The organism is Enterococcus sp. DIV0755f (assembly GCF_051713725.1).
GTDB lineage: Bacteria > Bacillota > Bacilli > Lactobacillales > Enterococcaceae > Enterococcus_D > Enterococcus_D casseliflavus.
Window position 1 is genome coordinate 1163895 of the sequence record NZ_JBIOQL010000001.1, and the last position, 15744, is coordinate 1179638.

The 15744-nt window shown below is 39.9% G+C and carries 14 protein-coding genes; 11 read left to right on the forward strand and 3 right to left on the reverse strand.

The annotated features are described in order from the left end of the window. Positions 1 to 90: 90 nt before the first annotated feature. The gene (locus IGI73_RS05270; RefSeq protein WP_005225613.1) at positions 91 to 693 is read right to left on the reverse strand and encodes an ECF transporter S component; all 603 of its coding nucleotides are present in this window, start codon (positions 691 to 693) and stop codon (positions 91 to 93) included. 109 nt (positions 694 to 802) lie between these two features. Between IGI73_RS05270 and IGI73_RS05275 the strand changes: the two genes are divergently transcribed. The 3 genes from IGI73_RS05275 to IGI73_RS05285 all read left to right on the forward strand — a co-directional run bounded on the left by IGI73_RS05275 (position 803) and on the right by IGI73_RS05285 (position 5187). Continuing rightward, entirely contained in the window at positions 803 to 1423 is a 621-nt protein-coding gene (locus IGI73_RS05275; protein ID WP_015509375.1) for a TetR/AcrR family transcriptional regulator, read from the forward strand. 368 nt (positions 1424 to 1791) lie between these two features. Further along, a complete protein-coding gene (locus tag IGI73_RS05280) occupies positions 1792 to 3276 on the forward strand; it encodes a PcsB-like coiled-coil domain-containing protein (RefSeq protein ID WP_428206432.1) in 1485 nt (494 codons plus the stop codon). Positions 3277 to 3309: 33 nt separating this feature from the next. Next, the gene (locus tag IGI73_RS05285) at positions 3310 to 5187 is read left to right on the forward strand and encodes a glucosaminidase domain-containing protein (RefSeq protein ID WP_438759126.1); all 1878 of its coding nucleotides are present in this window, start codon (positions 3310 to 3312) and stop codon (positions 5185 to 5187) included. A 62-nt stretch (positions 5188 to 5249) separates the two neighbouring features. Here IGI73_RS05285 and IGI73_RS05290 read toward each other — a convergent pair whose 3' ends face one another. Beyond that, positions 5250 to 5873: a hypothetical protein gene (locus IGI73_RS05290; RefSeq protein ID WP_128431873.1), complete on the reverse strand. Its 624-nt coding sequence runs from the start codon at positions 5871 to 5873 to the stop codon at positions 5250 to 5252. A 489-nt stretch (positions 5874 to 6362) separates the two neighbouring features. Between IGI73_RS05290 and IGI73_RS05295 the strand changes: the two genes are divergently transcribed. The 3 genes from IGI73_RS05295 (at position 6363) to IGI73_RS05305 (ending at position 9050) form a co-directional block, all read left to right on the forward strand. Continuing rightward, positions 6363 to 6740: a DUF7006 family protein gene (locus IGI73_RS05295; protein WP_005234961.1), complete on the forward strand. Its 378-nt coding sequence runs from the start codon at positions 6363 to 6365 to the stop codon at positions 6738 to 6740. Positions 6741 to 6877: 137 nt separating this feature from the next. Then, positions 6878 to 7645 (forward strand): putative ABC transporter permease, encoded by a 768-nt coding sequence (locus IGI73_RS05300; RefSeq protein WP_016608128.1) that lies wholly within the window; start codon positions 6878 to 6880, stop codon positions 7643 to 7645. Between the two features lie 205 nt (positions 7646 to 7850). After that, on the forward strand, positions 7851 to 9050 hold the full coding sequence (locus IGI73_RS05305) for a 3D domain-containing protein (protein ID WP_428206430.1): 1200 nt from the start codon (positions 7851 to 7853) through the stop codon (positions 9048 to 9050). Positions 9051 to 9271: 221 nt separating this feature from the next. On the opposite strand, the gene IGI73_RS05310 is transcribed toward IGI73_RS05305, so the two are convergent. After that, entirely contained in the window at positions 9272 to 10741 is a 1470-nt protein-coding gene (locus IGI73_RS05310) for a helix-turn-helix domain-containing protein (RefSeq protein WP_438759127.1), read from the reverse strand. A gap of 856 nt (positions 10742 to 11597) precedes the next feature. Here IGI73_RS05310 and IGI73_RS05315 point away from each other — a divergent pair. From IGI73_RS05315 to IGI73_RS05335, 5 genes are read left to right on the forward strand one after another with little or no spacing between them, the layout of a single operon-like run. Beyond that, a complete protein-coding gene (locus IGI73_RS05315) occupies positions 11598 to 12467 on the forward strand; it encodes a hypothetical protein (protein ID WP_074931993.1) in 870 nt (289 codons plus the stop codon). A gap of 46 nt (positions 12468 to 12513) precedes the next feature. After that, positions 12514 to 13443, forward strand: a complete 930-nt coding sequence (locus IGI73_RS05320) for an LCP family glycopolymer transferase (RefSeq protein WP_428206428.1) — start codon at positions 12514 to 12516, stop codon at positions 13441 to 13443. A gap of 16 nt (positions 13444 to 13459) precedes the next feature. Further along, positions 13460 to 14239, forward strand: a complete 780-nt coding sequence (locus tag IGI73_RS05325; protein ID WP_428206427.1) for a YveK family protein — start codon at positions 13460 to 13462, stop codon at positions 14237 to 14239. Positions 14240 to 14252: 13 nt separating this feature from the next. After that, positions 14253 to 14957, forward strand: a complete 705-nt coding sequence (locus IGI73_RS05330) for a CpsD/CapB family tyrosine-protein kinase (protein ID WP_428206426.1) — start codon at positions 14253 to 14255, stop codon at positions 14955 to 14957. Between the two features lie 19 nt (positions 14958 to 14976). Beyond that, positions 14977 to 15741: a tyrosine-protein phosphatase gene (locus IGI73_RS05335; protein ID WP_438759128.1), complete on the forward strand. Its 765-nt coding sequence runs from the start codon at positions 14977 to 14979 to the stop codon at positions 15739 to 15741. Positions 15742 to 15744: the final 3 nt, after the last annotated feature.

Consider the following 15744-nt stretch of genomic DNA (forward strand, 5'->3'; position numbering starts at 1 on the left):
ACAAATAGAAGCTTTCTTCGATCGGGGGCTTTTAATGTTTGGACAAAGAGTACTCAGAATGTGAAAAAAATGATAGGATAAGAGAAGGGACTAACGATTTTCTGGACGTAAGCTGGTTGCTGCAAATAAGGCTTTTACTAGAATGGGTGTTAAGATCGCAGCTGTGATCACCTCAGAGATTCCATTCGTTACAGCGATTCCACCGAGGGTCACGAATAAAGCCGAAGCATCGACACCATAGGTAGTGGCAACTAAGCCAGTATATAAGGTTCCCATTAACGTTAAGACCAAAACTGTATTGGTGATGGTCCCAAAGATTGCTGCAACAATCGAAGCAGCGACGACTTTTTTGGTCTTTTTGTAAATGATCGTAAACAAGAGACCAGCCACTAAGCCAACCAATACACGGGGAACCACCGAGATGATTGGGTTGGTGAAAACGGCAATGTCTAAGGGCGTTGTCGGAGAGGTAAACGCACGAATCATGGTAAAAATACCCCAGACTAAGCCGATGAACATCCCGTCTTTTGTCCCTAAAACGATGGCAGCGACGATCACCGTGATATGGATGATCGTTAAACTAGTGATACCGATCGGAATAAATCCAAGGAAAGGCACCATCGTCTGTAAAATAATAATAGCAGTCAAAATGGCACGAATGACAAGGCGATAGGTTTTGCTTTTTGTATTCATTGTAAAAACTCCTTTTTTATAATGACACTCGTGTCATTTTTAAGTTAGATTGATTATACAACAAAATGACACGAGTGTCATTAATAATGTGATGAAAGGAGCCAAAAAAATGGCAAAGAAGCAACAGAGCGAATTGACTACAGCGGAAAAGAAAAAACAACAAAAGCGTGATTTGATTCTTGAAAGTGCCAAAGTCGTCTTTAGTAAGAAAGGCTTGATCGATGCGACAATGAAGGACATTATCGAAGAGTGCGGCATTAGTCGTGGTGGCATTTATTTATATTTTCGTTCGGTGGATGAGATTTTTTTGGCGGTGTTAGAGCAGCGCTCCAAACGAAAATTTGATGATGTACGAGAGATGATCATGGAGCAAGTGCCCTTTGAAACGATTTTAAACAAATATTTTTCCGACCATCGCAAGCGTCTACTCCACAGCATTTCTGACGGTATGCTGCGAGCCGTCTACGAGTATTACTATACGCATAAAACCGAAGCCTCCAGTTCACTGCAGCAAGCACAACTTTCTGAGACGAAACGGACGATCCATGAGATCTTTCAAGTCGGCGTTCAGCAAGGTGTGTTAAAAGATGAAAACTTGGCAGTGATTGCAGAAAACTATATGTTCGTGATTGAAGGATTGGGGATTTTGGCTCTGACCGGTCACATCACAGAACAGACCATTGATGATCAAATTGCTGTAATGAGACAACTACTCCCTTATCGCGAATAACTAAGACAAAAAAACTCGCTCTTTTCTAGAAAACACTAGGAAGGAGCTTTTTTTTCGTCTGTAAATATTTTATGAATCAAACATATTTTGCAGAAAATTAATGTAATCAAAGTGAAATCTACAACATTATTTATTTTTTCTTAAGAAAAAGGACTTTTTCTATGAAGTTTTCTTGAATAGGTGATATATAGGCATTCACGTGGCGTGTCGATCGCAGAGGAGTGGGGAACATGCAATAAAAAAACAGAGTTTATTTGTGTAACTAAAATGTAAATCGCTTACGGATTGGGTTTGTTGCTGAACTATGGTAAAATGAAAATGGTCAAATAAATGAAAAAAAAGTTTTAAAATTGAATTTGGAGGATCAGATGAAGAAGAAAATCTTTGCAACAGTGTGTGTGTGTGGCATTGTATTGTCATCATTCGGCGGACCTGTGACCGTTTTTGCTACGAATCACGATCAATTGATCGAACAAAAAAATAACGAGATTGATCAGTTGAGACAGCAACGTCAAAGCGTACAAGGGGAAATTGATGGATTGTCTGCAGAAATTGATTCATTAAATCAAGAAGCAGCAATCATTTTAGCGCAGCAAAGTGATTTGTTGCAAGCGATCGAAGGATTGGATCAGGAAATCAGTCAGTTAGAAGAGCGGATTGCCAAACGCTCAGAAAACATCGAAAAGCAAGCCAGAGAAACACAAGTCAATGGAAAAGGCGACAATTTTCTAACAGCCGTACTAGAAGCTGATTCTGTCAGTGATCTAGTGGGTCGGGTCCATGCCATGACGACGATCATTCGAGCGAATAATGAAGTGATCGAACAGCAAAAAGCCGACCAACAAGCAGTTGAACAAAAGCGTGCGGAATCACAAGAAAAAGTGGCAGAATTGCAAGCAGCACAGAGCCATCTGGAAGCACAAAAAGGTGTCTTGGAAGCAAGCCAAGCAGAATTAAATGTCTTGGTTAGTCAGTTAGCCTACGAAGAAGCAACGAAAGAAGAAGAAAAAGAGCAGCTGCGTGCGGAAAAAGAAGCCTATGAAGCGGAGCAAGCAAGAATTCGTGAAGAAGCTGCCCGTGTTGCGGCTTTACAAGCCCAAGCAGAACAAGCGGCGCAACAGCAGGCAGAACAAGCAGCAGCGGAAGCAGCAGCCTTGAATGAAGCGGCTGTTCAAGCAGAGGGCACCGAAGCTGACGCAGAAACAGAGAGCCAAGCGCCAGTGGAAGAGCCAGCAGCACCAGCAGAAACGCAGCCAGAGGAAACGCAAGAATCTGAACCAGTTGAAACACCAGAGGCTCCAGAAGAAGCACCAGTAGATACACCTGAAATTCAAGAGCCAGAAACACCAGTGACACCTGCAGCACCAGAGACGCCAGCGGACAGTGCACCTGCGGTTCCTGCACCAACGCCAGCACCGACGCCCGTTACACCAGCGCCAACGCCTGCTCCGTCACCTGCACCGATCGTGACGCCGCCAGCACCTTCTGCACCAGCATCAACAAATGGGGCTGCAATCGTGGCAGAAGCTTATAAACATATCGGAAAACCCTATGTTTGGGGTGCCAAAGGACCGGACAGCTTTGACTGTTCTGGGTTTACTCGCTATGTCTTTTTACAAGTAACAGGGAGAGATATAGGTGGATGGACGGTACCACAAGAAACAGCAGGTACAGTGATTTCCGTTAGCCAAGCACAACCAGGAGATCTATTATTCTGGGGTTCATCAGGCAGCACCTATCATGTAGCCATTGCTTTAGGTGGCGGACAATACATTCATGCACCACGCCCAGGACAAAATGTTTCTGTTGGCAGTACCGCTCATTTTACACCTAGCTTTGCAGTAAGAATGTAAGAAGTAGCTAGCTGTAGTTTTAAGGAGAGACAAATGGAAGAAAGAAAACAGCTTCGTTATCGTGCGAAGAAACAAAAAAGAGGGCTTCTTTACCGTAAAAGTGCGGCGGCAACCGCTGCACTTGTTAGTACGGTGAATATTTTGCCGATGAATGTCTTAGCAGATACACTTGAGTCAGCAGAAACCAAAAATGGTGTTCAAGTAGTTGAAACAGCAGAGTCAACCCAAGACACATCGACGCAAGATTCCGTGAGCATTGTAGAAGATCAAGAAGTGAACGAGGGAGCACCAGCAACGCAAGATAGTACCGAATCATCAGAAGCTGAAAGTTCGGATGTAGTAGAAATTCAAGACGTACCCGAAAATGAACCAGCAGATGATGCTTCTGAACAGAATGAAGCAGAAATCGATCGTGACATTCCTGTTCTGTCAGAAGAAGAGCGGATCGCCATTGAAACGAAGGTCATGCCCAACTACAACAATCCAATGGCACGTTCTAATAATCAGCAAGCATTTATTCAGCAAGTAGGACCAATGGCACAAGAAGTGGCGGGGGCAAATGACCTCTACGCTTCAGTCATGATTGCGCAAGCGATCTTAGAATCAGGTTGGGGGCAATCCACGCTGACTACTCTTGCCAATAATATGTTTGGTATCAAGGGATCTTACAATGGACAATTTGTAGAGATGCAAACCTTGGAAGATGACGGGAATGGCAATCTCTATCCGATTATTGCGAAGTTTCGTAAATACCCTTCATTAAAAGAATCTTTTCAAGACAATGCGCACGTTTTGAGAACCACCTCATTTTCGCCAGGTGTTTTCTTCTACCATGGGGCATGGAAGTCTAATACGAATTCTTATCGTGACGCGACACAATGGCTGCAAGGACGCTATGCCACCGACACGGCTTATGCAAGTAAGCTAAACAACTTGATTGAAACGTACAATTTGACCCAGTACGATACATCAAGTGGTGGTGGTTCAAATGATAATAACAATAACAACAATAACAATTCTGAACAGGCGATCAATAAGCAATTCAGAACAAATGCAGCACTCAATATCCGTTCGGATGCTTCCACCAGCGCCTCGATCGTGGGTTCATTGGCTGCCAATGCAACATTTGAAGCAGTAGCGCAAAAAAGCGGCACCAGTGTGAACGGCAATACGACGTGGTACCGAATTCAAGGACGTGGCTGGGTAAGTGCCGCTCACGTGACGGAGATCTCATCGAATACGGGTGGGAATGATAACAACAATAATAATGGTAATAACAACGATAATAATAACAGTAACAACAGTGCCGAACAAAGCATCAATAAAGAGTTTCGCACCACCGCTGCTTTGAATATCCGTTCAGACGCATCGACTAGCGCTTCTGTTGTCGGCTCCTTGGCAAGCAATGCAACATTTCGAGCAGTCGCTCAAAAGACGGGAACGAGTGTCAACGGCAACAATGTGTGGTATCGAATCCAAGGACGCGGCTGGGTGAGCGCTGCGTACGTGACAGAAGTCAACGCTGGAAGTAATAGCTCTGAACAAAGCATCAACAAAGAGTTTCGCACTACCGCAACATTGAATATTCGCTCTGATGCGTCTACCAGTGCCAGAATTGTTGGATCTTTGTTAAACAACTCCTCTTTTCGTGCAGTTGCGCAAAAGACCGGAACCAGTGTCAATGGCAACAATGTCTGGTATCGAATTGAAGGGCGTGGCTGGGTAAGTGCAGCGTACGTTCAAGAAACGAACGCTTCCTCATCAAACAGCACCACCTATACTGTACGTTCGGGAGACACTCTATGGGGGATTTCGCGACGCTACGGTGTGACTGTGAATCAGTTGATGCAATGGAATAACCTTTCTGGCTCATTGATTCTGGTAGGGCAACGTCTTGTAGTCCGTAGATAAAAAGAAAAAATATCTGTACCCATGCTTGTGGCGATTTGCCAAAATGGGTACAGATATTTTGTTTATTCTTCTTTAAAGCTGTTCATGATCGCTGTTAATTCCTCTTTTGAAGAGTCGTATAAGCTTTCTAACGTCCAGCCATACAACTGAACGTAATTATTTTCGGTTTCAAGTACATAATAAATATAGTGGATATTTAGCCCTTCAACTGTCGCAGGAAAATCCACGAAATAGGCCTTTGTGTCAGGAATTGGTAAAAAGGTGGCAGTCGTATCGAAGCTTGTTGCCAAATTTTCTTGAACCAATCCGAGATAAGTTTCTAAATCGGCAAAATCCTGTTTCGATTCAACGACTGCAGCTAAGTATTTCGTTTCTAACGCATCGGACAACATGAAATCATTGTCAGGATTCAATGAAGTGAAATCAGGTACCTCTTGCCAATTGCTAGGTAAATCGATGGTATAGTTTGTTCCGCTAACGCCTGTGATGGTTTGTTCTGAACTAGGTAAAGCCGCTTCACTGGAAGAGACCGTCGATTCTTGGGCGACTTCGGATGATGATGTCATAGATAAGCTTGTAGCGCTTGCATTTTCCGTACTTTCTGAAGCTGGTTTCTCCTCTTTTGGCGTGCAGCCAGCAAAAAGAAGTGTGAACCCCAATAAACTAAAAACAACACTTTTTCTCATTATTCTCACGTTCCCCTTTGTTTTTTATTTTCAAATAACCAACATTATTTAGTTAATCGTATAATAGGAAAGGAAATAACGCAATAAAATATTCTCAGTTATTGCATGAATCGAAAAAAATAAAGGATTGTTAAATAGTAAATTTAAAAAAATGAAGCGGAAATAACTGACTGTTACCGCTTATTTTCACTTTTTTCTTAGATTGATGCAAAAGTTGATTATAAATACGGGGCGACTTTTGCTATGCTTTAGAAAAGAAAGGAAGCATTAAAAGAATAGTGAAGTTAAAAATTGTGTCGGTTATATCTATAAAATAATAGTGTGCTTTTTATTTATCTATTTGTTTTGAACAATTGTCAGAATTTTGTTGCGAAATACTATGGCTTCTTTCGATACAAAAAGTAGGCGACATCAGCGACAGTCGGATAGAGGAAGATAGCTCAAAGCGGCGAGGAAATAGAAGGAACATAGGATCTACGTTTAAAAATAATGGAACTAGGGGGAAGGAAATTGTTTTATCAATCAGTGAATGAGTATCTAGTAAAAATGAGAGAAGGATTATCTGCTGAAACCATTAAAGGTGAAATGCCATCAGTCTATGCGTACTGGTTAGCACAGGAAGCAGAATTGAAAAAAATATTGAAAAACAAAGACATGGCTTTTTGGATGGACATCCAACGAGTTCTCTTGATCGATGCAAAATTAGTATTACTTCGCAGTTACATCAATGACTACGATTTTCACGGATTTTCCGAAGATGAGATCATTGCCAATGTGGAACAAGATCATTTTACCTTTAACAAAGAACTGTGTGGCTATAGTTTGAAAGAACAGGTGCACCCATCAATTATTTTTGGTGATCAATAAGCAACAAAAAAGACCGTTCAAACGAGGAATAAGCTACTGCACTGATTCAAAATAAGACCGATTGATTTGTGGTATGATTGTGATGACAAGTACGATTGCACAGATCATTGCAACAGTTTGAAAAGGAGCGGAGAGGTATGGTTCAATTTGAACGGATCATTTTATTGTTTTTCTTGTACTCATTTATCGGATGGCTTTGGGAAACCATTTATTGCTCACTAAAAGCCAAGCACTTTGTGTATCGGGGGTTCCTTATTGGTCCAATCACACCCATCTACGGCTTTGGAATTCTTGGCGTTGTCTATTTGTTACGGCCATTGCATGAGCAAGTGATTCCACTGTTCTTTGCGGCAGCGTTATTGGTCACCGTGCTTGAATATGTGACAAGTTATTTACTTGAGCGGTTTTTTCATGCCTCATGGTGGGATTACAAAGAAGTACCACTGAATATCAATGGACGGGTGGCATTGCCGATTTCTCTTTTTTGGGGCGTGTGTTGCGTGCTCATTGTTCGATTTGTTCATCCGCAAATGCTGGAGATCGTGCAAACATTGAGTGCTCGGGTCGGATTCTTATTGCCCGTTTTCTTATTAATGGTTCTTTCTTTTGATATGGGCTATACCCTTGCTAACTTGGTTGCCTTTCAGAAAGCGGTGCAACAAGTCAATCAAGCTTTTGAGCAGCACAAAAAAGAATTGGCTGAAAATATTGAGCAATATAAAAACGATTGGCAAGGGCGCTTCGCAGCGTTTCCAGAAGAATGGCGCGTTTTAAAACAAAATCTACCGCGATTGAATTTCCATCAAAGAAGACTCTTAAAAAACTTTCAAAAGTTAGAAATCAATCAGATAAAAAGCAGTCAGGAATTGTCTCGATTTATTGAAGCCATTCGTAAGAAAAAATAGATTTGTTACGGTTAGATTACAAAAAATAAACCCTTATCAATGCTGATTCTTCCCACTTCTGACTAATTTCAGTCGGAAAAGACGATGAAAACACCCACTTTTACGATAATTTGTAACAAATTGTAAAGGTCCTGCAATAAAATTCTTCTTAAGAATTTGTATAATAGGATATGTTGGAAACCATAGTGAGAAGTGAGGGAATTTTTTGAAGGCAAAGAAACTACGAACAATCGTTGTCGCTGTCTTTGCGGCAGGAATCGTTTCTCCAATCTTTGCGCAGGCTGAGTCACTTGAATCATTGCAAGAGCAAGAAAGTGCCGTCATGCAGCAAAGTCAGGAAATCAGTACGGAAGTACAGATTGCATTGACTGATGTGAATGCGAAATACAGTGAGGTAGAAGAGCTAAAAGCTCAAATCGCTGAAAATGAAGAATCATTAGCAACAACCAAAGCAGAAATCAAAACTGCACAAGAAACAATTGAAAAGCGTGAAGCTGTCGTTGCGGAACGTATGAAAGACATCCAAGTCAATGGCGGGGCTACCAGAGACTGGACGGTACTATTAGAATCATCCAACATCCAAGATTTTATCAATCGTGCGTATGCGATGACGATGCTACAAAACTTGGAAAAAGAAAAGATCGATTCATTGACAGCAGAAAAAGAAAAGCTGGAAGCTTTAGAAGAAAAAGCACAGTCAACACAGCAATCATTGAAAGAAAATCAAACCGCATTAGAATCAGAAGCCAAAACACTGGATTCAAAAATTGCGAATCTACAAGCCCAATTGAAAGAAAACGAAGCAACCTTGGCACAAATCGCTTCCAGCAAAGAAGCTGAAACAGCTCGCTTAGCTGCTGAAAAAGCAGCAGAAGAACGGGCAGCCAAAGAAGCGGCGGAACAAGCAGCGAAAGAAAAAGCTGAAAAAGAAGCAGCCCAAGCTGCTGAACGTTCAAGCGCTTTTGAATCCCAAGCGTCTGCTTCATCGAACAGCAATACGACTGAAAGCAGCAGCTCATCATCGAGCAGCTCTTCAAGCAGTAACAATAGCTCAACTAACAGCTCAAGCAATACAAGTAACAACAGTAATAATAATAGCAACAACAGCAATACAAGTAGCGGTCGGACATTGATGATGGAATCAACTGCTTACTCGTATAAAGAAGCTGGCTCTAGTTTCTTTACAGCAAGTGGTACAGACTTACGTAAAAATCCAATGGCAGTTGCCGTTGATCCAAGCGTGATTCCCTTAGGCACCTTAGTCAATGTTGAAGGCTATGGCGTAGCATTAGCGCTTGATACTGGTGGCGCGATCAAAGGAAACATCATTGATGTTCACTTTGATAACGTCGCACAATGTATCCAATGGGGCCGTCGTCAAGTAAAAGTAACGATCCTCGATTAATCAATCAACTAACAAGAAGCAGCTCACTGAATGAAGTGGCTGCTTCTTTTTTTGCTTTTAATGTAGGAAGGCATAAGAAGAGAGCCTATCGCTGCGTCAGTGATGACATAAGCGATAGGCTCTGGATTTATTGTTAAACTGCTCACAAGCTCTTACACTCGTTCTCAGGGCATTTTTTGAATAGCTTGGTCAGATGGAGTCAAGCATACGGTGTTCGCTGATCAAGGATTGAAATTGGCATTTAGTGTTTCCTCTAAAGCTTCCCAGTCGTGCTCATCGGGAAAGGTTTTGAATAGCAAATAATCAATGTCTTGGGCATATTCGGTAATGTATTCCGTGTAGTTGGTAACGATCAAATCAATCTGATTTTTTTCCAAATAGCCTGCCGACAATTCATTGGAGTCCGGAAAATAAAAGGTCCGAGAACTGCGCAAATAACGAACAGATTTGCATTTTAATAATTGGCATAAATAAAAGGGGCCTTCGAACAAAAAGGCGATATTCTTCTTGGCTTGCCAGTACAACGATTTAATAGAAGTAACGTACATCGTAAGACTCGTTCCTAAGTGCTCCAGTGTGTTACTGTCCCAAATTTCTCTAGCTAATGGTTGCGTCAACAGATAGTTTTTAAATAGATGATAATCATCCGTATACGCCTCTTCGACAAATTGAACGGTATCAGAAATCATATGGTTTAATAAAGGGGATAATAATTGCTTGATTTTTGCTACCGTAAAAAAGGACTCCACTAAGAGTCGATCGCGAGCGCTATCTTGTGTATCTGGCAAGCAATCCTTGACAAAGGCTGCCGCAAGCTGCTTGATTTCAGGCCAATGATTATACTCTCTACAGAAGGTTTGCTCGATGGCTAAGTTGCTGATCGAGCGACGGGTTTTCACTAATAAGAACAAATAAAGGACTTCCTCGTGGGGAAGTTCTTTTTGATATTGCTCACTTACAGCCTCATTGATTTCAGAAAATAGCCGAAAATCATTATACTGTTCAAATAGTTTTTTTATTTGCTTAGGCAACTCGATGCGTTGACCTGCACAATGACGCTCAAAGGTGATATACAAGTAATAATTGAATTCACCAAATGAACAAGCATGTTGGTCCAGTTGATAACATCTTGAAAAAGCACTAGCCGTGATATTTTGGATGGCGATGGGTGGAAAGATCGTATGGGCAGTAATTTCCGATTCATAATAGAAATCATGGAAAAATTTGCGAATATTGATCTCTTCACCAATAAAGCAAATGGGATTTGTTTGGATCTCCAAACGATAGAAAGAAAAAATAGGTTGCACTTTCCGCAAATAGCGAAGAACGGTGCTTTCTGATATATGGTATTTCTCTGCCCATTCCGATGAGCTATAAAGATCATTGTGGAAAATACTTTCGATGATATGGAACAAAATCTCATCGGCAATCAGCGCACGTTTTTTCGTTAAATACACAGCGGACTGCTTGATTGAAAAAATATACCCCTTATGAGAAGAGTCGATCGATAAACAGTCGCCAAAATACTCTTTTAGATCCGTCACGTCCGTTACGATCGTTCGCGTGGTACTTCCTGAAATCTTTGCCAAACCTTGAGTCGAACATTGATAATTTTTCTCGAATGCCATCAAAATTTTCAGCCATCGAATCGTTGCTGTGTTGGTAATAAAATTAATTTGAAAATTTCTCAAGACGTGGCTCCTTTCATGAATAAAATCGCAAATCTTACTTATTCATCTTAAAGAAGATAGGGGAGAAAAAACAAATCACGTATTTCATCGGTTGGTGAAATCTATACCTGAGCCTGTGCAAGATTTTTTGCATTTTCTATAAATCAACTGATGATCGGCATATATATATAGGTAGAAACACGTTTTTTCAGTGCAAACAAGGAAATTGACTGGCATTGAATAGTAAGAGAGGGGGGATAATTTTATTACGATAAAATAAAAAATGAATGATTAACTATATTTGAAATAAACCGATAGAAGATGAAAGGGCGGAATTGAGGGGGAAAGTCAGTTTGGGGAAGATAACTTATAATTTTAACAGGAACGACTGGTGTAATTAAATAGTAACCGCGAAGGAAACCCTATGTGCCCCAAGAAAAATATTCAGTTTTATTCAACTGATTTATAATAACAACAAAAGCATTTAACTTTTCTTTCTGAAATTCTTATGTTTTCTATTTATAATGAAAAGATGTTGAGAAAATGAATGAATATAATCACTCGAGGTTATTTTTCTATGATGTGACACCTCTCAAAGACGATGAGAACAACGATTATCACTGAATTATTTATTATTTAAAATGAGGGTTTAAAAAAACTGTCAAGTATGCTACACGTTATTTAAGTATATTTAAAATAACTGATGTTTGCCATTATATAAGTCTTTTGTTGATGAAAAATATACCTTTAAAAAGAAAAAACAGGAATTTCCTTTATTTAATGATACATTTCTCTTATAATAAACTAGAATTGCCTTTATTATGTGAGACGAAGGCAGCATGCTTAAACAAGCACAATTGAAGTAGGGAGTGTGTTCATGGGAAAGCCGTTAGTAAAGACTTTGACTGTTTTAGCCGTGGGTATTGGCGCAGTTGCAATATGTTTCATTGGTTACCGACAAAATAACCAAAGGCAATATCAGCAGCGAGTCGAATACGCACAGACAGCGATTGCCAGCGAAAAAGATCGCATCAATGAGTTGTCTAATGAAATTGCTGAATTATACAGCAACGAGGATCAAACATTTTTAAGAAAAGATCTTAAAGAGGAAGACGTTCTTAAAACAGTCGCAAAACTTTCTGCAGTGAAAGTATCTGCAGACGATTATGGGATCGATGATGATGCATTACCAAGTGAGTCAGTCGAGATCCAACAAGAAAAAGCCGCCCTTGATGATCAACTAAAAGACATCGAGGCAAAATTAAAAGTACAAGCGGATACGGAAGCCTTATTTACTGAAGGCGTTTCAAATTGGCAAAGTGCTGAGAATGATGTCATCATTAGAGCCGATCTAAAAGAAACGGATGTTGGGAATGTCCGTGAAAATCTGAGCTTTTTTGAAGATAGTAAATGGAAAGAGTTAGTTGTTTCCTATTTAGAGTATGCGGATACCCAATTGGACCGCATTGCAAAATTACAAGAAACTTTTGATGAAATGCTTGATGGGGATGAGGTGACCAGTGAAGTCACCTTAGAAAAATACCTGAGTGCAGTCGACAGTATCAGCAAAGTTCGCAATGAAGAATTGAAAGAGAAATACACCGAATTAGCAGACAAAGTCGCTACCCAAATGGGGTACACAGGATACAGCACGTATACACCCCCCGCTTCAACGGAAAGTTATTCAGAGGATACATCAGCAGGAGACGGCACCTGGACAGATCAAAGTTCAGACGTTGTCTACTAATTGAAAACATGTATCAAAGAAAAAAGAGATAACTGGAGGAAAGCAAATGTCAAAAGGAAAAAAAATCTTTTTAATTATCTTTACAATCGTTGCAGTGTTAGTCATCGGATTGATCGGTGTCGCTGCCAAACTATATTTTGATGTGTCAAACTCAATTAATGAAACTTATCAATCAGTCGAGCGTGATCGAGAAGATCGCCTACGTGAAAATGATGTCGATCTATCCCAACAAGAGTCCTTCTCGGTTTTACTGATGGGGATCGATACCGGTGATTTAGGCAGAGTCGAACAAGGCCGTTCCGATACCATGATGGTTGCGACCATCAGCCCACAAGACAATCAGACGACGGTAGTGAGTATTCCGCGCGATACCTATGTTGATATCGTAGGACATGGAACAACAGATAAAATCAATCATGCCTATGCCTTTGGAGGGGCTGCCATGTCTATGAACACGGTTGAGAAGTTTTTAGATATCCCCATCGATCATTATGTATCTCTTAACATGGAAGGCTTGAAAGAGTTAGTTGATGCAGTCGGCGGTATTGAAGTTGATAATGATTTGACTTTTTCAATTGATGAATATAATTTTACAATTGGAAGAACAAAATTAAACGGGGAACAAGCACTTGCTTATTCAAGAATGAGATATGACGATCCCAACGGAGACTATGGGCGACAAGATCGACAACGTAAGATGGTGGAAGCAATCGTAAAGAAAGTTCTCAGTCTAGACGGTGTTAGTCAGTATCAGTCGATCTTGAATGCAGTTGAGAACAATATGAAAACTGATATGAGTTTCGATGATATGCGGACATTGGCAATGAAATATCGCAGTGCGTTTCAAACGATCAAACAAGACCAGCTTCAAGGTGAAGGATTCATGCAAGATGGTATCTCCTACCAACGTGTGAGTGATGAAGAATTAAATCGTGTACAAAGTATCCTTAAAGAACAGTTAGATATCAATAACTAGAAGAAAGTGGAGAAATATGGAAGAGACTATTAGTTTAAAAGAAGTATTTGATATATTACGGAAGCACCTGACATCAATATTAATCTCGATGTTTATCGGCTTGGCGTTAGCAGCGATCGTTACCTTTTTTGTTCTTACGCCCAAGTATCGTTCTCAAGCGCAATTGATCGTAACTTTGCCACAAACTGAAACAACAAATGCAAATGATGTAAATACGAATCTACAAATGATCAACACGTATAAAGAACTAGTTACAGGGGACCTGGTTATCAATCAAGTTAAAGACCGAATTGAATCAGAATATGATATTGATAAAAGTGTGCAAGAATTAAAAGATTCTGTTGAAGTGACACAATCGCAAAATTCACTAATGTTTTCTATTAGGGCTACAGATACAAGTTCTGTTTATGCTGCAAACATCGCAAATACAACTGCATTGGTTTTCCAAGAAAATGCAAAAGACGTGTTAAATGTGGATAAAATTTCTATTATTTCTAACGCAGAAGCGAGTTCCTCTCCGGTTTCCCCAAACAATAAATTCAATTTAGTAATTGGATTAGTCATAGGGGTTATAATAGGTATCGGTATTGCTTTCTTATTAGAACTACTAGACCGAACAGTCAAAGATGATAAGTTTGTCACGGAAACATTAGGCTTTACGATTTTAGGAACAGTCCCACAAATGTCTGCAAAAGAGTTAAATGCAACGATTCAAAAAAAACCGTCAATACAAATTATTAAAAAAAATACTAGTGATAAGACGGCTGAATCACGCCGCAGCCGAACAAGAGTCTAAGGAGGAAAGATGAATGGCGAAGATAAAAGAACAAAAAGGAACACAAACGCATGCGGTTAGCTTAATTACATTGGTGGATCCATCATCACCGATTTCAGAACAATATAGAACGATACGGACGAATATTCAATTTGCATCCTCTGCCGACAAGCAAATTAAAACATTGGTGATTACATCTTCTGGTCCAGGAGAAGGAAAGTCTACGACATCTGCGAATTTGGCAGTTGTCTTTGCAAAATCTGGTCAGCGGGTATTGTTGGTTGATGCAGATATGCGTAAGCCAACGGTTTATAAAACTTTCAGTCTAAACAACGCTTCTGGTTTAAGTACGGTGCTTAGCACAACGACAAGTGTCTTAGAAGCATCACAAAAAACGGTCATCGATAATCTGTCCGTGCTAACTAGCGGACCTAAACCCCCAAATCCATCTGAACTTTTAGGATCTTCTAGAATGAATCAAGTAATCGAAGAAGCGAAGAATTTATATGATGTAGTTATTTTTGATATGCCTCCTGTGGTCGCAGTAACGGATGCGCAGATTATGGCTTCAAAAGCCGATGGTACTTTATTGGTTGTTCGAGAAAATGTTTCTCGTAAAGAGTCATTAACAAAAGCAAAAGAGCTTTTAAATATGGTTCACGCACATATACTAGGTGTTGTATATAATGGTGCTGAACACAGTAAAGATTCCGGATATTATTATTATTACGGTAATTAACTGAAAGGATATGAGGGATATGATTGATTTACATTGCCATATTTTACCAGGAATTGATGATGGGGCCGAAGATTTAGAGGCCAGTATCGCAATGGCCGAGAGAGCCATAAGTCAAGGTATCACACATATTTTGTGTACACCTCATCATAACAATGGTAGGTACAGTAATCCAAAATCAGATGTCATTTCTCTAGTTTCATATCTGCAGTCTGAATTAGATAAACGGCAGTTACCTTTAATTGTTCTTGAAGGTCAAGAAGTGCGAATTACAGGGGATTTAATTAATGATATTGCTCAAGACATGATTTTATTTACAGACTTGGATGACACTTATATTTTGATAGAATTTCCTTCTATGGATGTACCAATTTATACTAATAAAATCTTTTTTGAACTTTTACAAATGGGAAAAACTCCTGTCATTGTGCATCCAGAACGGAATGCATATTTTCGTGAAGATCCAAATAATTTAATTCCTTTTCTGGATATGGGGTGCTTAGCACAACTCACTGCACCAAGCTACGTCGGGAAATTTGGTAAAGATATACAACGTACAGCAAAACAAATGGTGGCACATAATTTAGTTCAAATGGTTGCATCTGATGCACACGGGGTGAAGAAACGAACTTTCTATATGGAGGAAGCTTATATTCAGATTGCAAAAGATTTTGGAAAAGATAAAGTAATGAAAATGCAACAAGTGTCTAAAGATCTCATAAATGGTGACGAAATTGATTATCCACAATATATTAAAATTAAGAAGAAAAAGTTTGGTTTTATATAGGAG